A 22042-nucleotide genomic window follows, 5' to 3' on the forward strand; every position below is an offset into this window, starting at 1 on the left:
ATCTGAAAATCACTTTGCAAACCTGTTCGATATCAAAAAAATAGCTGCAAGCGCATATTCAGAAAGCGCTTGCAGCCGTTTTCATGCTGAATTCAGCATCAGGCCTGCGCCAACTCCTGCTCCGAGGCTTGTTGATGGCGCGCCATGGCAGCAATCACTTCAGCCACCGAGGCAGTGAGCTTCTTGGCATAGGGAACATGCAGAAACTCGTTGGGGCCGTGAGCATTGCTCTTGGGGCCGAGTACGCCGCAAACCATCATCTGCGCCTTGGGAAAGCCCTGGCTCAGCATATTCATCAGCGGAATCGTGCCGCCCTGCCCGATATAGCCGCAGTCCGCGCCAAAGTGGGCCCGGCTGGCCGCATTGAGCGCCTTCTCGAACCAGCCATCCATGCCCGGCGCATTCCAGCCGCTGGAGCTGGACATGCCTTCCCAGGTCACCTTGGCATCGTAGGGCGCATTGTCTTCCAGCAGGGCCTTCATCTCCTGCACGCAGGCTGCGGCATCGACCAGCGGCGGCAAACGCAGGCTGAGCTTGAAGGCCGTGTAGGGGCGCAGCACATTGCCGGCGTTCTGCAGGCTGGGCATGCCGTCCACACCGGTCACGCTCAGCGTGGGTTCCCAGGTGCGGCGTACCAGCGCCTCGACGGGGTCGGTGGTGGTGGGCAGGGACACACGGGCCGAGCCACCGCAGTCATAGTGCGCCCAGGGAAAGCGTGCATAGGCGTTTTCGCCCAGAATCTCCGCCGTGGCACGCATCTGTGCCATGCGGTCGGCAGGCACATCGCAGTGAAAGCTTTCGGGCAGCACGCGCCCGTTCTTGCTGTCCTCCAGACGGTCCAGCACCTGACGCATGATACGAAACGACGAGGGTACGACGCCCGAGGCGTCGCCCGAGTGCACGCCCTCGGTCAGGATCTGCACCTTGAGTGTGCCGCTGGCCATGCCGCGCAGGCTGGTCGTCAGCCACAGTTGGTCGTAGTTGCCAGCCCCGCTGTCGAGACAGATCACCAGCCCCACATCGCCCAGGCGCGGGCGCAGCAGTTCCACATAGGGCAGCAGGTCAGCCGAGCCGCTTTCCTCGCAGGTTTCGATAATGGCTACGATGCGCGGGTGAGGCACGTTCTGGCGCTTGAGTTCCTGAATCGCCGCCACGCTGGCATAGACGGCATAGCCGTCGTCGGCACCGCCACGGCCATAGAGCTTGCCGTCCTCGTACTTGGGCGTCCACGGGCCCAGATCACTGCGCCAGCCTTCGAATTCGGGCTGCTTGTCCAGGTGGCCGTACATCAGCACCGTGGGGCTGGTTGAAGCTTTCTCGGCCGTGCCTTCGACTTCAAAGAAGATGACGGGCGTGCGGCCCGGCTGCTGAATCACTTCCAGTTTCAGCCCGGCCACTTTCTGCGCCTCCACCCATGTGGCCGCGTTGCGCAGCACAGTGGCAATATGGCCCTGCTGCTCCCAGTCGGGTGCAAACATGGGCGACTTGGCGGGAATGCGGATGTAGTCGGTGAGTTGGTGCAGGATGTCTTCATCCCAGGCACGGCCCACACGCTCCAGAGCAAGTACGGAGTCAAGCGCGGTGGCAGGCAGACGGGCGGTCATGGCAAGGCCTTGTGAGGTGGAAATCAATGGATGATGCACCCAAGGATACGCCAGGGCTCAAAGCTCTGGCACAGCCATGGTTGAAGCCTGTTCAGGCATAGGCGCGGCGCGGCAGATCCGCGCACTCGACGCGGTTGCGCCCGGCCGCCTTGGCCCGGTACAGCGCCTGATCTGCCGCCTGGATCAGATAGTCCCAGTTGCTGGCATTTTCCAGGTAGGCACCACACACACCGATGCTCACCGTGACGGCGATGGAGCGCCCCTCATGCATGCAGGGTGTCTGCTCCATGACTTCACGCAGTGTCTCGGCCAGCGCGGCCCCGCCGCTGAGTGTGGTGTTGGGCAGCAGCAGCATGAACTCCTCGCCGCCGTAACGGCCCACCAGATCCTGGGCCCGTATCCTCTCGCGCAACACGGCCACCACATGGCGCAGTACCTGGTCACCCGCATGGTGGCCGTAGCTATCGTTGACCACCTTGAAGTGGTCGATGTCGAGCATCATCAGAGCGTAAGGCTCGCCAGCCCGCACGGCACGCGCCACATCACGATCCAGCGTCTGGGTCAGGGCGCGGCGATTGGCAGCCCCGGTCAGTTCGTCATGCACGGCGAAGTAACGGTTGTCGGCCTCGGCTCTGTCCTTGGCCATGAGGATGAAGCCCAGCGACGTCAGGATGACGACGACAAACGCCGCCATGAAGACAAAGGACTGCATGGGACTTCCATGCATCAGGCCGTCGAGCGGAATGGCATCCAGGGCGGCCAGCATGCCACGCACGGCAAGCAGCGCGAACTGCAGCCCCAGGCCCACGGAAAACAGCCAGGCCCCGCGCAACTGCGCCGGCGGTTGCGGTCGCCACAGCACCCATAGCACCATGCCAAGCTGTACAGGAGCCAGCACACCCGCCACGATGATGCGCGCACGGTAGTCATCAATGAAGAGCGCGAACAGCAGGGTCATCGCCGCCACCGGCACCAGCATGCGGGCCCAGGGCATGGCCTGCCCCCTGAACTGAGATACGGCCCCCAGCGCCATGGCAAAGGTGCCGGCCAGCAGCATGTTCGACACCACGATGCTGGCCCAGTCTGGAACCATGCCGCGCAGCGTGTACAGCACATAGGTCGCCGCGTGCAGCACCAGACCCAGGGCCCACAGACCCGTGCCCTTGCTGCGCTGCGGCCGTGCTGCTGCCGTGCTGCTGCCAACGATACCGCCATGGCAAGCGATGCCGCGGCAGTCATCAGCAGCATGGTGGGCACGTCAAGAACAAGCAGCATGAAGCGAAAGCAGATGAGAAATCAGCCGATGTAACCGTGAGTTACAACACCAGATGCAACGCAGTATGCCAGAGCCTCAGGCGCAGTCTCCCTCGGGAAACCGCGTCATCCCGCAGCCAGAAGGCCTAGGCGTGCTCGAAGTGAAACACCGCCGTGGTCGCCAACAGATTGGGCAAGCTGCGCACCACCTCTCCACCCTGCAGCCCGAAGGAGTCCAGAATGCGCAGCCGGTTCTTGGTGGCCAGCACCTCGAAGTCCTTGTATGTGCCTACGCGGATGTTCGGCGTGTCGTACCACTGATAGGGCAGGCGGCGCGTGACCGGCATGCGCCCGCGCAGCACCGACAGACGGTTTTGCCAGTGCGCGAAGTTGGGAAAGGCAACCACGCCCTGCTTGCCGATACGGGCCGTCTCTTGCAGCATCACCTCGGCATTGCGCAGATGCTGCAAGGTGTCGATCTGCAGCACGACATCAAAGCTGTTGTCGCCGAAGATGGCCAGGCCGTCCTCCAGATTGAGCTGCAGCACGTTGACGCCGCGGCGTGTACAGGCCAGCACATTGGCGTCGTCCAGCTCCACGCCATAGCCGGTACAGCCGCGTTCGCGCACCAGATGCTCCAGCAGCGCGCCGTCGCCACAACCAAGATCAAGCACGCGTGCGCCCTGAGGCACCAGTTGGGCAATGGCTTTCATGGTGGTCAACTCGGTCATGCGGCGTCTCCTGCGCGTTGGGCGGTGTTCAATTCTTTGGCAATGCCTTCAAAATAGGAGCGCATCACGCCCATGTAGCGCGGGTCATCGAGCAAAAACGCATCATGACCATGGGGCGCATCGATCTCGGCATAGCTGACGTCGCGGTTGTTTTCCAGCAGCGATTTGACGATCTCGCGGCTACGCGCCGGGGCGAAGCGCCAGTCCGTGGTGAAGCTCACCAGCAGATACTTGGCCTTGGCTGCAGCCAAGGCCTGGGTCAGATCACCGCCATGGCTGCGTGCCGGATCGAAGTAGTCCAGCGCACGCGTGATCAGCAGATAGGTGTTGGCATCGAAGTAACCGCTGAACTTCTCGCCCTGGTAACGCAGATAGCTCTCGATCTGGAACTCCACCTCCTGCGTGCTGTACTTGAGGTCCAGCCCCTCGCGCAACGTTCTGCCGAACTTCTGGTTCATCACATCGTCGCTCAGATAGGTGATATGGCCGATCATGCGCGCGATGCGCAGGCCGCGTGCGGGCACCACGCCATGCTCGTAGAAGTGGCCGCCATTGAAATCCGGGTCGGTCACGATGGCTCGGCGCGCCACCTCGTTGAAGGCAATGTTCTCGGCGTTCAGATTGGGGGCACTGGCCACCACCACGGCATGGCCCATGCGCTCGGGATAACGCAGCGACCAAGACAGGGCCTGCATGCCGCCCAGGCTGCCGCCCAACACGGCAGCCAGCTTCTCGATGCCCAGACGGTCGAGCAGGCGTGCCTGCGCATCCACCCAGTCTTCTACTGTCACCACCGGGAAATCGGCACCGAATGGCTTGCCCGTGGCCGGGTTGGTATGCATGGGGCCGGTAGAACCAAAGCAGGAGCCCAGGTTGTTGATGCCGATGACAAAGAACTTGTTGGTATCGACGGGCTTGCCCGGGCCGATCATATTGTTCCACCAGCCTTCGCTCTTGGGCTGGCCTTCATAGACACCGGCGACGTGATGCGAGGCATTGAGCGCATGACAGACCACGATGGCATTGCTCTTGTCGGCGTTGAGCTCGCCATAGGTCTCGAAGGCGAGGTCGTAATCGGCGATGGAGCCACCACCCTGCAAGGGCAGCGCTTCATCAAAATGCATGGATTGCGGTGTGGCGATGAAGGACATATGAAAAAACCCGGCATCGCTAAAAACGAGGCCGGGTTCTCTGGTTTCGTCTTTAGCAGGATTTATAGAGCGCCCGCAAGCAGAAGCAAATCGGCGCGTTGAAGGTTCAGTGTACTGCATTCACTGCGCCTGTCTCCGAAGCAATACTGTCAAAGCAGTCGCACCCTTTTCAGGCAAGCGCAGAGCACCGCTCTTTCTTCTGTGACCTCAAACCTTGGCAAGCAATGCCGCAATACCCAGTACCAGGAAAATCACGGCGCAAATGCGGTGAATGGTCTTGATGGGCAGCTTCTTGGTGATCTTGTCACCGAACCACACCACCGGGGCATTGGCCAGCATCATGCCCAGCGTTGTGCCGGCCACCACCCAGTAATAGGACAGCGGGTACTTGGCAGCCAGGCCGACCGTGGCAAGCTGCGTCTTGTCACCCATCTCGGCCAGGAAGAACAGCACCAGCGTCGTGCCAAACACCCCCCAGCGGCCCGGAGCCTTGTTTGCCTCATCGTCATCGAGCTTGTCGGGGATCAGCATCCAGCCAGCCATCAAGATGAAGGAGATGCCCAGAATCCAGCGCAGCACGTCGGGGCCGAGCACCGTGGTGATCCAGTTTCCGACCGCACCGGCAAGCGCATGGTTGACGATGGTGGCCGCGAAAATGCCCGCCACGATGGGCAAGGGCTTGCGGTATTTCGCGGCTAGAACCAGCGAAAGCAGCTGTGTCTTGTCCCCCATCTCGGCCAGGGCAACGATGGAGGTGGAAATGAGGAAGGCTTCCATGATGTGGGTAAGGCCGGAGTTGCCTGAGAACGCATTGACCACACACCGACTCCGGCCTACTTGTCCATAGGTTTGCTCGGTACGTAATCAATGGTCTCGGTCAGTCACAAGCGGTAATGCACCACTTGCCGCATACGCCATAGGTCTCTAAAGACCCAAGTCTGTTGACGCATGCATCCGGCAGATGGATGCCGAACGACCTACTCCCCAAAGAGTAGATGGCGATTCTAGCATTTAGACCTTGTAAGACAAAAGGAGATTTAGATATTCCAAATTTTGTATTTCAGGGTAACTCCCATCCGGAGAATGTTGTTACGAGCATGAAATTTGACGTATTCGTAATACAGGCGACTGTCTTGTGACTCATAATGCTTGAGTCTTCGTTTAGAGCGCAATCTCTGGATGGGGGCAAGTGCGTTAGCGTCTCTAATGTTGTCATCCAAGGCTGACTCCCTAGGGCTCCATCGCGTTTTCAAGTTTTTTCAGGAGTCCACCATGGGCAACAAGCTTTACGTCGGCAATCTGCCGTACTCTTTCCGTGACCAAGATCTGGAGCAAGCCTTCAGCGAATTCGGTTCTGTGAACAGCGCCAAAGTGATGATGGAGCGCGACACTGGCCGTTCCAAGGGCTTCGGCTTCGTCGAAATGGGCAGCGATGCAGAAGCACAGGCCGCCATCCAAGGCCTGCACGGCCAAAACCACGGCGGTCGTGACCTGGTCGTGAACGAAGCACGCCCCATGGAACCCCGTCCTCCCCGTTCCGGCGGCTTTGGCGGCGGTTTCGGCGGCGGCCGTGAAGGTGGCTTCGGCGGTGGCCGTGGCGACGGTGGCTATGGCCGCCGCAACAGCTATTAATTGGTTATTACCAATAGCTAACAAAAGGATCTTCGGATCCTTTTTTTGTTGCCAAACGTTAGCAACTCCGGTTTTGGAGCATTTATTTCTTGTATTGTTCTGATTCATAATCCCGAATTCGGGAATCCCCCGTTCACAAGCGACTAGGTATTTTGGGTTGTGTGCGAGTCCGCTGCGGACATCCTGAAGTCGATCGCCATATTGAAAGCATTGAGGAGCTAGGAGTTATTAATGGGCAATAAGCTGTATGTCGGCAACCTTCCTTATGGTGTGCGCGACAACGACCTGGAGCAAGCGTTCAGCCAATACGGAGCCGTTACCAGTGCTCGCGTCATGATGGAACGTGATACCGGGCGCTCCAAGGGCTTCGGTTTTGTGGAAATGGGCAGCGAAACAGAAGCACAAGCCGCGATTCAAGGCATGAACGGTCAGCCCCTGGGTGGCCGCAGCCTGGTGGTCAACGAGGCTCGCCCCATGGAACCCCGCCCTCCTCGCTCTGGCGGCTTTGGAGGCGGTTACCGCAATGAAGGCGGTGGCGGCTATGGTGGTGGCAACCGCGAAGGTGGTTACGGTGGTGGCGGCGGCTATGGTCGCGGCGGTGATCGTGATGGCGGCGGTGGATATGGCCGTGGCGATGGCGGCTTCCGTAGCCCCTATGGCTCCGGTCCCCGTCATGGCGGTGGTGGCCGTGGCGGCTACGGCGGCGGCAATAACAACGGCGAATAAGCGCTGCAAAAACCAAAGGCACCTTGTGGTGCCTTTGGTTTTATTGCAGTGGTTATTCAGTGCTCACTCAGGTGTCTGGGCTTTCTTGTCCGTCCCTCGACTGCCTTATCCCAGATAAATGCGGGCAGCAAATGCATGACTCGCCCTATCAGCGCCATCTGCCACGGAATAATCGCGTAGCGCGCCTTGTGCTCGATCATTCGATATGCGTGCCGGGCAAATTCCTGAGGACTGAGCAGAAATGGCATGGAATAGGGATTATTCCGTGTCAGCGGGGTATCTACATAACCCGGTAATAAAGTCACGACAGCCACTCTGGATGCTTTCAACTCCGTCCTGAGACTTTCGCAATAGGCAATGACTGCCGCCTTGCTGGCGCAATAAGCGCCATGCCCAGGAAGCCCCCTAATACCGGCAATGCTGGCAACCCCCACCAGACTTCCCGATCCACGCGCCACCATAGGGGCAATAAAAGGCTGAAAGCTGGCTGCCACGCCCATGGTATTGGTAGCCAGTACCTGTTGCATGGCTGCCAGGTCTTCACGCTGCGAGGTATCGACTCCCCAGCTGATGCCCGCATTTGCAATCACGATGTCAGGCAGGCCCTGCTGATCCAGGCAGGCCTGCCCTGCGGCGCAAGCGCTGTCAATATCGGAAATATCCGCCTGATAGACGGCATAGCGCTGCGTATCCAGCTGCTTAGACTGCGCCCATTGCTCCATGGCCTGCGCGCCCCGCGCGACCAAGGCCAGACTCCAGCCCTGGTCGTAGTAGTGCCGCGCCAATGCCTGCCCAATTCCACTGGATGCACCCGTGATATATACGAGTGGCGCTCTTGAAGAAATAGCAGTTTGCTTTGGGCTCATGGTGCCTTGCTGGGCTGGATCACGCCTTTGACTCGCCCCTGCATTTGCATAATCTGGTCCAGATGGGTGTACTGCATGCTGTCACCCGTAAAACGGTCTGCGCCTCTTGTTATGACCACCGGCTTGTGAGTGCTGATGCGCTCATCGTTGGGCCAGATCTGCAGAAATTCGCTCTCGATCTGCATGGGCGGTACCTCCTTCTGACCCGCGCTGGCGGGTACCGGCTCACGATGAATGACGGCGTCGCCAAACATCTGCACCTCCGAGCCATCGGCGTTGCTCAGTGCACGCAAAGATTGCCCAACCGTGCGCCGCCCATCGGGAGTGATGCTCAGCATGCGCGGATCCTTGATCTCCAGCGTATCGGTATCCGGGAAATGCTCACCTGTGCCTCCCGCCAACCGAGTCTTGAGGCGGCCGGAGGCTTCGAAGCTCTTGATGACAAAGTCCTTGAGGAAATAGTCTGGCTCATGCCGCGCCACTTTTTCCGATGAGGAAACTACGGGCTTGGGTGCATTGCGCACCAACCACCAGGTTCCCAGCGCCAGCAAGCCCATGATCAGCACGGGCAGATACAGCGAAGCCTTGTCGCTCAAACGGCGCCATTGAAGACTCATGCTCCGTATCCTGCTAGCAGCGCTGCATAGGCACCATTGGCCGCCAGCAGCAAATCACAAAATTGACGTACAGCACCCTCGCCACCGCTTTTGGCGCTCACCCAGTCCGCTGCGTGCAGCACTTCCTCGTGGGCATTGACGGGGGCTCCGGCCAGACAGCTACGGCGCAGCATGGGCAGATCTGGCCAATCATCCCCCATGGCCGCGGCCTGGTCCCATTTCAAACCCAGCTCCGCCAAAATGGACTCGGCAGCAGGAACCTTGTCCTCGGTACCAAAACGCGCGTGCTCTATACCCAGTTGTTTGAGACGCAAGCGCAGTGGCGCAGAGTCCCTTCCGGTCACCACCGCAGGCGTGATACCTGCCTTTTGCAGCATCTTGAGGCCATGGCCGTCCAGCGTATGAAAGCGCTTGAGCGACTCTCCTTCAGCCGAGAAATACAGGCCTCCATCGGTAAGCACGCCATCCACATCAAGGAACAGCACGCGCACACCCTGAGCCTTCAGCAGAAGCTGCGGGTCCCATTGCTGGCAAGGAGTCAAAGCAGGTCTATTCATCAGATCACCTTGGCACGCATCAGGTCGCGAATATGCACCACCCCTTTCAGGTGCTGCTGCTCATCCGTCACAAGGATCGCCGTGACACCACGCTCTTCCATCATGCGCGCCGCAGCAACAGCCAACATATCACCCTTGATCGTCAAGGGCCTGGCATGCATCACATCCTTGGCGGCGGACTGGCGAAGATCAAGTCCCGCCTCTACACAGCGACGCAAATCACCATCGGTGAAGATGCCGACCAGTTGTTGATGCTCGTCCACCACGGCAGAGCAGCCCAAGCCTTTGGCACTCATCTCGCGCATCAGGGCCACACAGCTCACATCCTGCGCAACCTGAGGAATATCGGCGCCGCTGCGCATGACATCACGCACATGGGTCAGCAGACGGCGGCCCAAAGAGCCGCCAGGGTGGGAGCGGGCAAAATCTTCGGCACCAAAACCACGCGCATCCAGCAGCGCGACTGCCAGGGCATCGCCCATGGCCAGCTGCGCCGTAGTGCTGGCGGTGGGCGCCAGATTCAACGGACAAGCCTCCTTGGCCACATGGGTGTCCAGCACCCAGTCTGCATGCTTGGCCAAGGTCGATTGCAGGCCGCCTGTCACAGCCACCAGCGGCACGCCCATGCGCTTGATGGGAGGCAGCACACCGGTCAACTCATCGGTTTCACCGCTGTTGGACAGGGCCAGCACCAGATCATCGGAGGTCAGCATACCCAGATCACCATGGCTGGCTTCGGCCGGGTGCACAAAAAACGCTGGTGTACCCGTTGACGCCAGCGTGGCCGCCACCTTGCGCCCCACATGACCGCTTTTGCCCATGCCCATGACCACCACACGGCCGGGCAGTTGCAGAATGCGCTGCACCACGGCAGTGAAGTCGCCATTGAGGCGCTCGGACATGGCGTAGAGGGCCTGAGCCTCGATATCCAGGGCTTCACGGGCCAGATGCAGGGCGCGTGGCGCGTCGATCAAAGGCAAAGAGGCAGCGTCAGAATTCATGCAGCGATTTTAGCCAGCCGGAGCCGCAACATCCCTTCCACACATATCGAGGGGGCAGGCTAATACACTGGCAGCCTCATCAGAGCGACCCAGGCAACGCACATGCATACCTCCACCAGCGTCAACGACTATCTGCGCGACCATATCCGTACCGTGCCCAATTGGCCCGCACCGGGCGTGCAGTTCCGCGACATCACGCCGCTGCTGCAGGATCCCAAGGTCTTTCGCGTCATGACAGACGCTTTTGTTCATCGCTATATGGGCCGCGATCTGCGCCCTGACGTGGTGGCAGGCCTGGATGCGCGTGGCTTCATCCTGGGAGCCGTGATTGCGCACGAGCTCAATGTCGGATTCGTCCCCATCCGCAAAAAAGGCAAGCTGCCCTTCACCACCATAGAAGAAACCTATGAGCTGGAATACGGCAGCGCCACGGTGGAGCTGCACACCGACGCCGTCAAGCCCGGCGACCGCGTGCTATTGATTGACGACTTGATCGCCACTGGCGGCACCATGATGGCGGGTAAAAAGCTGCTGGAAAAGCTGGGGGCCACCGTCGTGGAAGGCGCGGCCATCGTGGATCTGCCCGAACTGGGCGGCTCCAGGCATCTCAAGGATAGCGGCCTGCCCCTGTTCACACTGGTGGACTTTGCCGGCCACTGATTGCGCCAAAAGACGCCTTAGCGCAGCTCTCCGTACTGGGTGGCTCCCAGCGATCCCAGGCCGGACACGGCGTATTCACCGCCCTCTTCCGAGCCTGAGCCCGGACCCAACAAGGGGCCTCGGCCTGCACGCAAGGGAGCAGGCCTGCTGTTGGCCGAAGCGGCCACTGCCTGCCTGAATGCATCCATTTCCAGCGCATCAATCGGCTCGAAACCGCTGCCGCCAGGAGCCGCCGCCACCGGCCGACCGTGCGCCGACACTGGAGCCCATTCCGTCGGCGCAGCACGCGCGGCCGCTGGTGCGGGCGCTGCGTGAATCTGACCATTCACGCGCCAGTACACCGCATGTACCACCACGCCCAAGCGCGCGCGAGCCAGTTCGGCAATCAGTGTTTCGATATTTCTTTGCTGGCCTGCATCTGCTGCATAGGCCGGGGCCAGATCGACCATCACAACAAAGCGCTGACCGCTGCTGTCCAGTGACAGCACCTTGAACTTGTAGCCTGCTGACAAAATGCCCACGCGCACCATGGCCTCGCGCACCATGCCATGCAACTGCTCACGACGCAGCGAACGCTCGCTGCGAGAAGGGCGAGCCGCACCGGCCTCTGCGTCGCGCTGACTGGCTGACGCGTCCGGACCGCTGTCTTGGCGAGGCGAGCGAGAAAACCATTGAAACAGGGACATGAACAGACTCTATTCTTCAATATTTACAAGATGACACATTTTGCTCCCAGAGCTGTGCCTCACGCGGATTTTTTCTTAAAAATCAATGTTTGTCAGACATGCATCAAGCGCGGATACGTGCAATGACGTTAAAAAATAGAAACGCCCTCAGGCCTTGAATCAGGTACTGGCCACGCGTCGGCGGCTATCGGCGGAGCGGCGCGCCAACACCTGGCCCGCCATGGTGACCAGGGCCAGCCCCAGCGCTGGCTGGCGATTGGCCAATTCGGAGTAGCGCATGGCCGTCAGGCACCAGAGGCGGCTGGGAGCAGCCGCCTGAACCGTGGCGCGGCGTGGTCTGTGTGCAAAAAAGGCCCCTTCCCCCACCAGAGACCCCGGCCCAACCAGTGCCAGCCGGATACGCTCCTTGGAGTCCTGGTAATGGACGCTGAGCGAGCCGGACTCGACCATATACAGATTGCGGTCCAGCGTGCCCTCGGCAAACAGCACCTCGCTGCCACTCAGATTCACCGGCACCAGATAGGGTGCCAGCATCTCCCACTGGCTGGCCGTAAGCAAGTTTTGCGCGTTATCGGGGGCAACGGATGAAGTCATCGCCTGGATCAGCGCCGACAGATCCTGAGGTGTTGAAGCAGACATAGGCAGCACAAGAGCGGGCACGGCCCGGAGTGGAATGAACAGACAGCCAGACTCCGCATGGGATTCATCGCTGCACTGCGCATGCTAAGCGACTCCTGCCCTCTCGCCAATGATTTCCAGGCGCTCACCCCAAAAAAGCACTACTTGGACCACGCTGCATGAAAAAAGGATCGCCAAGCGATCCTTTTTTCATAGCTTCAAGCGCTTGCTTCATAAAGGAAAGCGCTGAATTGGATGCAATCAACCGTTGGCACGCTTTTCGAGGATCTCGAACGCTGGCAGCTTCTTGCCTTCCAGCACCTCCAGGAAGGCGCCGCCGCCGGTGGAGATATAGCCTACCTTGTCCTCGATGCCGTACTTGGCAATCGCGGCCAGAGTGTCGCCACCGCCTGCAATGCTGAAGGCAGGAGATTCGGCAATCGCCTGGGCGATGACCTTGGTGCCGTTGGCAAACTGGTCGAACTCAAACACCCCCACAGGGCCGTTCCAGACGATGGTTCCGGCCTTCTTCAGCTGCTCGGCCAACACGGCGGCAGTTTCAGGGCCGATGTCCAGAATCATGTCGTCGTCGGCCACCTCTGTGGCTTTCTTGACGGTGGCCACCGCGTCCGCAGCAAAGTTCTTGGCCACCACCACATCGGTAGGCACGGGCACATTGGCACCACGGGCAGCCATGGCGTCGATCACGGCCTTGGCATCGGCCACCAGATCGGGTTCGGCCAGCGACTTGCCGATCTTCAGGCCCGCAGCCAGCATGAAGGTGTTGGCAATGCCACCACCCACGATCAGTTGGTCCACCTTGTCGGCCAGGCTCTTGAGGATGGTCAGCTTGGTCGATACCTTGGAGCCGGCCACGATGGCGGCCAGAGGGCGGGCGGGCGCAGCCAGGGCCTTGTTCAGCGCGTCGATTTCGGCCGACAGCAGCGGGCCGGCGCAGGCGACGGGTGCGTATTCGGCAATGCCGTAGGTCGTACCTTCGGCGCGGTGGGCGGTGCCGAATGCATCGTTCACAAAGATGTCGCAGAGCTTGGCCAGCTTCTGGGCCAGCTCGGGCTTGTTCTTCTTCTCGCCCACGTTGACGCGGCAGTTTTCCAGCAGCACGACCTGGCCGGGCGCAACCTGCACGCCGTCCACCCAGTTGGCGACCAGGGGCACCTCACGGCCCAGCAGCTCGGCCAGACGCTTTGCCACGGGAGCCAGCGAGTCCTCGGGCTTGAATTCGCCTTCGGTGGGGCGACCCAGGTGGCTGGTCACCATCACGGCCGCACCAGCCTTCAGTGCCATTTCGATGGCCGGCACGGAAGCACGCACGCGTGTGTCTTCGGTGATCTCGCCGGCGTCGCTCAGCGGAACGTTGAGGTCGGCACGGATGAAAACGCGCTGGCCCTGGGCCTTGCCCTGAGCGCACAGGTCGGAGAAGCGAATGATGTTCATGCAGCAAAAAGCGACTTGTAAAAGTCGCCGGTACAAAGGTTGGAAAAGCGAAAAATCCAGGCCATTTTAGGGTGCAAGCCCATGACGAGCTGTGCTTTTGTGTGCTTACTCGACTCAAAAACAGGAGCATCATCCGCGCTCCGTAACTTGGTTTCAGCCTGTTTTCTTTCAACCCAAAAGAAAACAGGAGCACAAAGCTCCTGTTATCACTGGCGATGGGACTACCAGCCCAGACCGATATGCAATGGAAGGTAGACAAACATGCCCAATGCAATGAGACCGAGAATGCTGCGCTTGTAAAAAAAATACACCACCGCAACGGCCAATGCAGGCAGCCGTGCATCGACCAAAGTGCCGATCAGGTGGCCGTTGCTCATCACGATCTCGGGCGCAATCACTGCCGCCAAAGCGGCCAGCGGCGCATACTTGAGGCCGCGCTTGAGCCAGGTCGGCAGCGGGATTTCCCGCTCCGGAATCATGAAGAACGCCCGCGTGATCAAGGTGATCACCGCCAGCCCTGCGCAGGCAATGATGATTTCCAGACTGCTCATCATCGCGACTCTCCCTCACCGCCAATTTTGGGCAATGGCTTGGCTTGCTTTTGCAGCTGCTCGGCCATCAGGCCCGCCGCCACGGCAGCGGCGATCGCCACCAGGATATTGAGCTTGAGCGGTAGCGCGAATGCCGCCACGGCCGCCGTGCAGGCGACGACGGATGCCACCCAGGTGGCACGGTCGTTGAGCATGGACAGCAGCACTCCCACCAGAGCCAGCACGCCCGCGAAGCCCAGCCCCCAGGACAGAGGGATCTGATCGGCCAGAAAGATGCCCAGCGTGGACGGAATCTGCCAGGCCAGCCAGTTGGTCAGAGCCGCCCCCCAGAAATAGGGAAGCTGCTCAGGTTGCGGCCGGGCTTCGGGGTAGCGGCGCATGAAGTTCACAAAAATCACATCGCCGCTGAAATAGGCCACCGCCAGACGGTGTCGCAGACTCAGGTGCGAGAAATAGCTGCGCCACATGCTGGACAGAATCACAAAGCGCAGATTGACGCAGATGGCCGTGAACCAGATTACCCACAGCGGCGCTCCCACCGCAATCAAGGGAAGCACCGCCAGTTGGGCACTGCCTGCATAGGCGGTGAATCCCATGAGCAGCGCCAGCGGCACGGACAGACCGCTTTTGACCATGGCCACGCCGGTGACAAGGCCCCAAGCCGCAATGCCCAGCGCCGTGCCCCCCATCTCTTTGGAGCCTATCCAGAAAAAAGGGTCGCGGACTATCGATCTTGCACGCTGGCTCAGCGTCAAAGCGACGCCAGTCATACCTTGTCCGTGCCCAGCACAGATCCCACAGGCAGCTCGAAGCCACGCAGGAAATCCCCCGCAGCCAAACGCTTGCCACCTGCACGCTGCAGCAGCGTCATGTTCAGCACACCACTGCCACAGGCCACGCGCACGCCCTGTGCATTGGCAGACAGCACAGTGCCTGCTGCTCCGGTGCCTTGCTCGGCCGCGGCTTCCCAGACCTTGATGGCTTCGGCGCCCAGATGGGTCGCACCGCCGGGGAAAGGATTGAAGGCACGCAGGCGTCGAGCAATGACCTCGGCGCTTTCGCTCCAATCAATATTGCTTTCGGCTTTCTCGATTTTGTGAGCATAAGTCACACCATCGGCGGGCTGTGGCGTGCGATTGAGACCCCCACAAGCGGCCATCTCCAGCGCCTCCACAATCAGGCGGCCACCCAGCACGGCCAGCTTGTCCTGCAGGCTGGCCGTGGTGTCATCGGCTGCAATCGGCAGACGCTCGATCACGCTCATATCACCGGTGTCCAGCCCCGCATCCATCTGCATGATGGTGACGCCGGTTTCTGCGTCGCCGGCCTCGATGGCGCGGTGGATAGGAGCGGCGCCGCGCCAGCGTGGCAGCAGCGATGCATGAATGTTCAGACAGCCCAGACGGGGAGTGTCCAGCACCCATTGCGGCAGGATCAGGCCGTAAGCGGCCACCACCATCACATCGGCCTGGGCAGCATCAATCGCGGCTTTGGCGGCTGCGGCTTCTTCGGGATATTTGCCGTCCAGGCGAAGGCTCATGGGCTGGGCCACGGCAATGCCATGCTCGAGCGCGCATTGCTTGACTGGGGAGGCCTGCAGCTTCATGCCGCGTCCGGCAGGACGATCGGGCTGGGTCAGAACCAGCGGAACTTCAAAGCCTGCAGTCAGCAGACGCTCCAGGGCCACGCGCGCAAATTCGGGCGTGCCAGCAAAAATGACTTTCATGGGACTCACAAAATAAAAAGGCAGCCATCGGCTGCCAGATGTTCAGCGACGCGGCTCCCTGATGTACAGGCTCTCATCGGTGAACATGACTTTCTGCACCACGCCCTGCGGGTCTATGTGTACATGGGCGCGCCGAGCAAAGGTATTGTCCATAAACCGGTAGGTCCAGATGTCGCCTTTGAAGCTGTAGACCCCCTCGACTTTCGCGGGCGGGCCAAACATGCGATAGACATCGTCGCGGGTGTCAACACCATTCCTCAATGCAAAGAAATGGGCGGTATCCAGCACCTGCTCCACACGGGTCAGCCTGTGCTGGGCATCAAAGTCCATGTGGTAGACCTGCTGACCTGCCGGCTGCTGACTGTAGACCAGGCGCGTGCCACCATCTGCCAGAGGCACCACCACCGTGGGCTTGCCCATGCCTTTTTCCACTTCGGCCTGGGGCATGCCTGGCTTTTGCCACTGGGGCACCATGCACCCCGTCAAAACCAGAGCCACCAGGCTGGCGGCAATGCTCACTGACAGGAATCGACGCATGGTGTGCTCCTTCGGTGGTTCAACCCTTGGCTGCGGCCTTCTGGGCCTTGACCATCTTGGTCTTGATCCGGTTGCGCTTCAGAGGCGACAGATATTCGACAAACACCTTGCCCATCAGATGATCCATCTCGTGCTGCATGCAGATGGCCAGCAGGCCTTCACCGGCTATCTCACGGCTGTTGCCGTTTTCGTCCAGGGCCTTGACCTTGACCGAGGTGGAGCGCTCCACACCATCATAGATGCCGGGCACGGACAGGCAGCCTTCGTCGCCGAACTGCTTTTCCTCGCTGGCCCAGGTGATCTCGGGGTTGATGAGAACCAGGGGCTCGTTGCGCTCTTCCGATACGTCGATCACGACCACGCGCTCATGCACATCGACCTGAGTGGCGGCCAGACCGATGCCCTGGGCGTCATACATGGTTTCAAGCATGTTTTTCACCAGCGCCTGGATGCGCTCATCCACCTGCGCCACGGGCTGGGCGACCTTGTGAAGACGGGGATCGGGGTAGCAGAGAATGGGAAGAATAGCCATGGTTACTCGATAAATCTGTCGTTATTGTCCCCACTTTTGCCCCCAAACGCTTTGCCTGGCACCAATAAACGTTGATCTATCAAGGCCTTGCATCGAGAATTTGCGCAATTTGTAAGACTTGTACGGCAGCTTATGCCAAGATCAGGTGCAGAGCAGCGACGAGAGGGACGCTGCAACAAACAAATCCCGCCAGAAGGAATTTCATGACCGCATTTGCCACAGCACGTGCCTGGAGTCTCGGGGCCACGCTGGTCGCCGCTCTGACCTCGGTCTATGCGCAAAGTTACCCCATCACCCCCACCCAGCGCTCCACCGCGCAGCAGGTAGCCCACCAGGGCATCCCTGAAAACCAGCTTTCACCCAGCGCACCCGCTCAGTACACCGTCAAGCGAGGCGACACACTGTGGGGCATTTCGGGCATGTACCTGCGCCAGCCCTGGCGCTGGCCCGAGCTGTGGGGCATGAACCTCTCCAGCATCGCCAACCCGCATCTGATCTACCCCGGCCAGGTGCTGTATCTGGTGCGCAGCAACGGTTATGCCCGCCTGTCGACCACCGCGCCAGGCGGCGAGCCCGGCGTGGTCCGCCTGTCGCCCCATACCCGCGAGTCTTCGCTTTCCGAGCTGGCACTGCCCACGCTGCCTCCGCACCTGATCGAGCCCTTCCTGGCCGAGCCGCTGGTCGTCGATGCCGACACGCTCAGTCAGGCGCCACGCATCATTGCCACCACGGACAAACGCGTACTCATGGCCAATGGTGACCGCGCCTATGTGCGCAGCTCCGGCGGCCCGCTGCTGGAGACAGGCTCCGGCAAGCCATCGAGCTACCGGCTCTTTCGCGATGCCGTGCCGCTGAAGAACCCGGTCACCGGTGAAATCCTGGGCTACGAAGCCAAGTACCTGGGCAGCGCCGTCGTCGCTCAAGGGGAGACTCAGGTTCTGGGCAGTGACGGCAAGCCGCTGCAGGCATCGCCCGCCACGATAGACATCGTCAAATCCAAGAACGAGATCCGCGCAGGCGACCGCCTGCTGCCCTCGCCCCCGCCGCAGTACCTGAGCTATGTGCCCCATGCTCCGCGCAACCCGGTCGATGCTTCCGTGGTCTCCATCTACGGCGACGCCGCCGTGCTCTATGCCGCGCAGAACCAGGTCATTGCCATCAGCAAAGGCGCTCAGGACGGCATGGAAATCGGTACCGTGCTGGAGTTGATCAGCAAGGGGGCCAGCATCGTGGACAAGACCAGCCCCAAACGCGATACGGTGCAGCTGCCCGATGAGTTCAACGGCTACGCCATGGTCTTCAAGACCTTCGATCGCGTCTCCTACGTGCTCATCACCACGGCAGCGCGTGGCGTGCAGGTGGGCGACCGCCTGCAGGCGCCCCAGCTGCGCTAGCCACAACCGTCCCCCAGGAATTGCATCATGGTGACCTCTTCTGCGCAGGACTTTCACCATGATGCAGATGCCTCCGCTTGGCTGCGCCTGCTGCTCACGCCAGGGCTAGGGCGCAGTGCGGCAAGGCGCCTGCTGGCCAAAGCAGGCAGCGCAGAACAGATCTGGCAGTTGCCGCCCACCATCTGGCGCGAATGTGTCACCGAAGCCCAGTCTCAGACGCTGGCCAGGTGGCCCGAGCAGTGGCCGACTCACCTGGAACGTCTGCAGCGCTGGCTGAATGAGTCTGCTGCGGGCTGCTTTCACGCCATGGTGCCGCTGGGCCATGCGCAATATCCACAAGCCCTGCTGCAGACCGAAGACCCCCCTTTACTGCTGTTTGTACAGGGGCCGCTCGCACTGCAGCAGTCCGGTCAGCCCTGGTTTCCCTATCCGCAATCCTTGGCCATGGTGGGCAGCCGCAACCCTTCGGCGCAAGGCCTGGTCAACGCGCGCGAAATGGCACAGGCTCTGGCCGAGCAAGGGCTGTGCATAGTCTCAGGTCTTGCTCTGGGCATTGACGCCGCTGCGCATGAAGGCGCGCTCAAGGCTGTGCGCAAAGGCTCGCCCTCACTTGCGGCACTAACCATTGCCGTGGTCGGCACCGGCCTGGATCAGGTCTACCCGCGTGCCCACCAGGCATTGGCGGCACAGATCACCCAGCACGGTCTGATCGTCAGCGAATATCCGCTGGGCAGCGAGCCACGGCCCGGGCATTTTCCGCAGCGCAACCGCATCATCTCGGGCCTGTCCCAGGGCACTCTGGTGGTGGAGGCTGCGCTGAAATCAGGCTCGCTCATCACCGCACGCCTGGCCAGCGAGCAAGGCCGCGAGGTCTTTGCCATCCCCGGCTCCATCCATGCCCCCCAGGCCAAGGGCTGCCATGCGCTGCTGCGCCAGGGCGCAAAGCTGGTGGAAACTGCAGCCGATGTACTGGAAGAGCTTCAAGACATCAATCGGCCTGAAGCACCTACCCATCAAGTGCAAGCAGCTATGAATACAGAAGCAGAACATCCTCTGCTGCAGGCACTCGGTCATGACCCATTGACATTGGATAGCTTGACCGAACGCACCGGATGGGATGCCGCCCATCTGCAAGCACAGCTGATGGAACTGGAGCTGGACGGCCAGGTGGCCCGCCTTCCCGGCGGCATTTATCAGCGCATCACACGCGGCTGACAACACCAAAAACGAGCGCTGCCTAAAAGGGCAGAGACGCCGAGCAAGAGTCGCCTCGCGGCGATGGCGTCGTCCTCCTCCACAAAGCAGAGAGGGGGAAGGCGCAAAGCGCCTCAGGGGGAGTCAGCTCAAGCGCTCTGGGTTTGCCTGAATCTTCTGCAGCGCATCGCGTGTGGCGCGCACCGTCAGCGCCTCCTCGTCGTGCACGGCCAGCAGGCCCGACTGCAGATAGACAGCCATGCGCTGCAGCTGCAGCAGGTGGCAGTGGCCATCAAGCGAAGCAAACAGGTGCAACTGCTTGCGGCGGCTGCGCCAGACGTACTGCACCTGGGTACGCACGCCGTTATGGTCCAGCGTGAACCAGCGCCCCACCTCCAGCGCCTGCGCCCATTCCTGCATGGCGGGCTCTGCCGTGGCATCGGTATTGGGCACCACATTCAGGCCCGCCGTATCCACGCCCAGCATCATCTCTATGCTTTCGGCAGACAGCGGCATATCGTCCAGCGTACCGTCGTCGCTGATGTAGTTTTCAAGTTCTGACAGGCGCTTGGCCATGCCTTCGATGCGGGCCGGTGCGATGGCGGCGGTCTTGGAGACAAAGGCCTCGGCCAAGGTGTCCGTCAGCTTCTTGATCCGAGCCGATTGCTCATCGCCGGTTACACTGACCAGCTCCAGGCCCTGACGCAAGGTCTGCAGCAGCGCAGGCAGACCCTGGATGACGCGGGCGCGCTCCTGGCGCGAGGGCTTGGCACTGGCCGACCAGACCAGTTCGCTGGCCGCCTGCTTGAAGCGCATGGCCTGTGCATTCTTGGCGCCATAGCGCACCGTGGCCATGGCCAGCACATCGGCCCAGGACTTGAACAGAAAGTCCCGTACCTCTTCGCACACCGGCATGTCGGCCAGCATATTGCGCAGTTCGATGGTGTACTGAATGGCCAGCGTTTCCTTTTGCTCGACCTGCTGAGCCACGCTGGTGATCTTGGCTGCGGACTGGTTCTGGGCCAGGTGCTTGGTGAGGAAGTCCTCGAACTCGCGCAGCACCAGGGCGAAAACCTTCTGCCCCGTCTCGGGATATTGCTCGATCACCTGAACCACGCGGCGGATTTCCACCTCCAGCGCGTTGCCGTTGATGCTGCTGGCATCGAAGCCCATGACGCAGGAGCCCATGCGGTCTATCAGCTTGCGTGCGGGGTGGTTGAGATCGCTGAAGAACTGCGGCTCGGCCAGTGCCACCCGCAGCACCGGCACCTGCAGCCGTGCAAACCAGACGCGGATCGACGGAGGTAAACGGTCCTCCGACAGAATGCTCTGAAACATCAGCGCCACCACTTCAATGGTGGCTTTTTCGCCCTTGGTTTCGGCCTTCTGCTTCCAGTCGGCCGAGCGCTCGCGCAGCAAATTGGCCAGCTGATCCAGCGCCGCCGGGCTGTAATCCATCACGGGCAGCGCCATGGGCGTGCCGGCCGCCAGCGGATATGGGGTCTGCAGCTGGGTTGCGGCCAGATGCTGCTCTTGCAGCGCCTGAGCCAGCGCGGCGGAAGCGGGCGGCATGGGCCCCGCCGCAACGCCTGGTATCAAGCCTGGCAAGCCAATGGCGGGTTGGCTCAGCAACTGGCGCAGCTGGTTCATGGCGTCCAGTGCACGATGCCGTGCACGCGCCAGCATGCCAACGCCAATATGTGCAGCAGATTGGGCTCCCATCCCTGCACCCGCAGGCGCCATGGGTGGTTGAGCGCCAGTCGTCATGCCAGCTTGAGCGTGATAGCCGCTGTATCCACTGGCAAGCCCATGGCTGCCATAGCCGCCATACCCACTCTGCGCCGCCCCCGGCTCCAGCTGCATGGCCGCCGAACCTGCCGAGCCCTCGGTGCGACGCACACGCAGCGGAACATCCTGAGCCTTGCTGACACCCTTGGCGTCCAGCAACTTGTGCAAGATGTCGTACTCCGCCGTCATCAGGGACGACAGCGCGTTTTGCAAAGGCTCCAGCACACGCAGCAGATGGCTGCGCTGCATCTCCGAGGCCAGCCATTGCTCAACCAGATGCAGGCAGATGGTTTCCGCCCGGAACAGGTCTTTTGGGGGCAGCTCCTGAGCTTCGAGGGCCTGGATACGCAAGCGCATGGATTCAAAGCCGGGCTGCACGGTCTCACCCATGGCCAGCGCCATGCGGGAAGCCAGAATCTTGTTCTCCACCACATCGTCGCCCAGAAGCTCGAAGGTCAGCGGCGCAGCGGCAGAGCTGCGCGCCTCGCCCAAGGGCGGCTTGCGGGCCGCTTGCTGCAGCGCCTGGACACAGGCCTGTAGCCAGGCGGCGCGGTGCAGCTGGAAGCCGACCCAGGCTTCGCGCCACTCCTGCATCTCGCCCTGAACGGTCACTGCAGAACTTTGGTTGCCGAGGAAGGTTTCGAGCTGGCCGGCCACAGCGGGCAAGCCCTGGCAGATGCCATGAGCCCAACGCAAACGCGCCTGCCAGCCCAGTTGTTGCTGGGCCGCAGGCGCGTAGGAGGAAGACTGCGTGGGGGTCAT

Annotated in this window: 23 protein-coding genes; 5 read left to right on the forward strand and 18 right to left on the reverse strand. The window is 61.1% G+C overall.

The window, feature by feature from the left end:
- Positions 1–98: 98 nt before the first annotated feature.
- From QMY55_RS24075 to QMY55_RS24095, 5 genes are all read right to left on the reverse strand, one after another.
- Entirely contained in the window at positions 99–1604 is a 1506-nt protein-coding gene (locus QMY55_RS24075) for a M20 family metallopeptidase (RefSeq protein ID WP_283486599.1), read from the reverse strand.
- Positions 1605–1695: 91 nt separating this feature from the next.
- The gene (locus QMY55_RS24080; RefSeq protein ID WP_283486600.1) at positions 1696–2718 is read right to left on the reverse strand and encodes a GGDEF domain-containing protein; all 1023 of its coding nucleotides are present in this window, start codon (positions 2716–2718) and stop codon (positions 1696–1698) included.
- A gap of 286 nt (positions 2719–3004) precedes the next feature.
- Positions 3005–3589 (reverse strand): methionine biosynthesis protein MetW, encoded by a 585-nt coding sequence (metW, locus tag QMY55_RS24085; RefSeq protein WP_283486601.1) that lies wholly within the window; start codon positions 3587–3589, stop codon positions 3005–3007.
- A complete protein-coding gene (metX, locus tag QMY55_RS24090; protein WP_283486602.1) occupies positions 3586–4740 on the reverse strand; it encodes a homoserine O-succinyltransferase MetX in 1155 nt (384 codons plus the stop codon). The genes metW and metX overlap by 4 nt, the downstream gene beginning before the upstream one ends.
- A 207-nt stretch (positions 4741–4947) precedes the next feature.
- Positions 4948–5517, reverse strand: a complete 570-nt coding sequence (locus QMY55_RS24095) for a TMEM165/GDT1 family protein (RefSeq protein ID WP_283489052.1) — start codon at positions 5515–5517, stop codon at positions 4948–4950.
- Between the two features lie 495 nt (positions 5518–6012).
- Between QMY55_RS24095 and QMY55_RS24100 the strand changes: the two genes are divergently transcribed.
- A complete protein-coding gene (locus tag QMY55_RS24100) occupies positions 6013–6372 on the forward strand; it encodes an RNA recognition motif domain-containing protein (RefSeq protein WP_283486603.1) in 360 nt (119 codons plus the stop codon).
- A 231-nt stretch (positions 6373–6603) separates the two neighbouring features.
- The gene (locus QMY55_RS24105) at positions 6604–7098 is read left to right on the forward strand and encodes an RNA recognition motif domain-containing protein (RefSeq protein WP_283486604.1); all 495 of its coding nucleotides are present in this window, start codon (positions 6604–6606) and stop codon (positions 7096–7098) included.
- A gap of 56 nt (positions 7099–7154) precedes the next feature.
- Here QMY55_RS24105 and QMY55_RS24110 read toward each other — a convergent pair whose 3' ends face one another.
- From QMY55_RS24110 to QMY55_RS24125, 4 genes are read right to left on the reverse strand one after another with little or no spacing between them, the layout of a single operon-like run.
- A complete protein-coding gene (locus QMY55_RS24110; RefSeq protein WP_283486605.1) occupies positions 7155–7964 on the reverse strand; it encodes an SDR family oxidoreductase in 810 nt (269 codons plus the stop codon).
- Positions 7961–8581, reverse strand: coding sequence for an LPS export ABC transporter periplasmic protein LptC (lptC, locus tag QMY55_RS24115; RefSeq protein ID WP_283486606.1), 621 nt, complete (start codon positions 8579–8581; stop codon positions 7961–7963). Before lptC ends, QMY55_RS24110 begins: the two co-directional genes overlap by 4 nt.
- Entirely contained in the window at positions 8578–9138 is a 561-nt protein-coding gene (locus QMY55_RS24120; protein WP_283486607.1) for a KdsC family phosphatase, read from the reverse strand. Before QMY55_RS24120 ends, lptC begins: the two co-directional genes overlap by 4 nt.
- Positions 9138–10139, reverse strand: a complete 1002-nt coding sequence (locus QMY55_RS24125) for a KpsF/GutQ family sugar-phosphate isomerase (RefSeq protein ID WP_283486608.1) — start codon at positions 10137–10139, stop codon at positions 9138–9140. Before QMY55_RS24125 ends, QMY55_RS24120 begins: the two co-directional genes overlap by 1 nt.
- Positions 10140–10241: 102 nt before the next feature.
- Here QMY55_RS24125 and QMY55_RS24130 point away from each other — a divergent pair, with 102 nt between their 5' ends.
- The gene (locus QMY55_RS24130) at positions 10242–10799 is read left to right on the forward strand and encodes an adenine phosphoribosyltransferase (RefSeq protein WP_283486609.1); all 558 of its coding nucleotides are present in this window, start codon (positions 10242–10244) and stop codon (positions 10797–10799) included.
- Between the two features lie 17 nt (positions 10800–10816).
- Here QMY55_RS24130 and QMY55_RS24135 read toward each other — a convergent pair whose 3' ends face one another.
- From QMY55_RS24135 to def, 8 genes are all read right to left on the reverse strand, one after another.
- Positions 10817–11485 (reverse strand): hypothetical protein, encoded by a 669-nt coding sequence (locus QMY55_RS24135; RefSeq protein WP_283486610.1) that lies wholly within the window; start codon positions 11483–11485, stop codon positions 10817–10819.
- Positions 11486–11644: 159 nt separating this feature from the next.
- On the reverse strand, positions 11645–12124 hold the full coding sequence (locus tag QMY55_RS24140; RefSeq protein ID WP_283486611.1) for a Crp/Fnr family transcriptional regulator: 480 nt from the start codon (positions 12122–12124) through the stop codon (positions 11645–11647).
- 240 nt (positions 12125–12364) lie between these two features.
- Positions 12365–13558, reverse strand: a complete 1194-nt coding sequence (locus tag QMY55_RS24145; protein ID WP_283486612.1) for a phosphoglycerate kinase — start codon at positions 13556–13558, stop codon at positions 12365–12367.
- Positions 13559–13779: 221 nt separating this feature from the next.
- Positions 13780–14112 (reverse strand): AzlD domain-containing protein, encoded by a 333-nt coding sequence (locus tag QMY55_RS24150; RefSeq protein ID WP_283486613.1) that lies wholly within the window; start codon positions 14110–14112, stop codon positions 13780–13782.
- A complete protein-coding gene (locus QMY55_RS24155) occupies positions 14109–14879 on the reverse strand; it encodes an AzlC family ABC transporter permease (protein WP_283486614.1) in 771 nt (256 codons plus the stop codon). Before QMY55_RS24155 ends, QMY55_RS24150 begins: the two co-directional genes overlap by 4 nt.
- Positions 14876–15835: a methionyl-tRNA formyltransferase gene (gene fmt / locus QMY55_RS24160; RefSeq protein ID WP_283486615.1), complete on the reverse strand. Its 960-nt coding sequence runs from the start codon at positions 15833–15835 to the stop codon at positions 14876–14878. The genes QMY55_RS24155 and fmt overlap by 4 nt, the downstream gene beginning before the upstream one ends.
- 42 nt (positions 15836–15877) lie before the next feature.
- Positions 15878–16372, reverse strand: a complete 495-nt coding sequence (locus QMY55_RS24165) for a hypothetical protein (protein ID WP_283486616.1) — start codon at positions 16370–16372, stop codon at positions 15878–15880.
- Positions 16373–16391: 19 nt separating this feature from the next.
- Entirely contained in the window at positions 16392–16904 is a 513-nt protein-coding gene (gene def, locus QMY55_RS24170) for a peptide deformylase (protein WP_283486617.1), read from the reverse strand.
- Between the two features lie 203 nt (positions 16905–17107).
- On the opposite strand from def, the gene QMY55_RS24175 reads away from it, so the two are divergent.
- Both QMY55_RS24175 and dprA read left to right on the forward strand, forming a co-directional pair.
- A complete protein-coding gene (locus tag QMY55_RS24175) occupies positions 17108–18298 on the forward strand; it encodes a LysM peptidoglycan-binding domain-containing protein (RefSeq protein ID WP_283486618.1) in 1191 nt (396 codons plus the stop codon).
- Positions 18299–18325: 27 nt separating this feature from the next.
- Entirely contained in the window at positions 18326–19513 is a 1188-nt protein-coding gene (gene dprA, locus QMY55_RS24180; RefSeq protein ID WP_283486619.1) for a DNA-processing protein DprA, read from the forward strand.
- A gap of 123 nt (positions 19514–19636) precedes the next feature.
- Here dprA and QMY55_RS24185 read toward each other — a convergent pair whose 3' ends face one another.
- On the reverse strand, positions 19637–22042 hold the full coding sequence (locus QMY55_RS24185) for a DUF1631 domain-containing protein (RefSeq protein ID WP_283486620.1): 2406 nt from the start codon (positions 22040–22042) through the stop codon (positions 19637–19639).

The organism is Comamonas resistens (assembly GCF_030064165.1).
In the GTDB taxonomy this organism is placed as follows: domain Bacteria; phylum Pseudomonadota; class Gammaproteobacteria; order Burkholderiales; family Burkholderiaceae_C; genus Comamonas; species Comamonas resistens.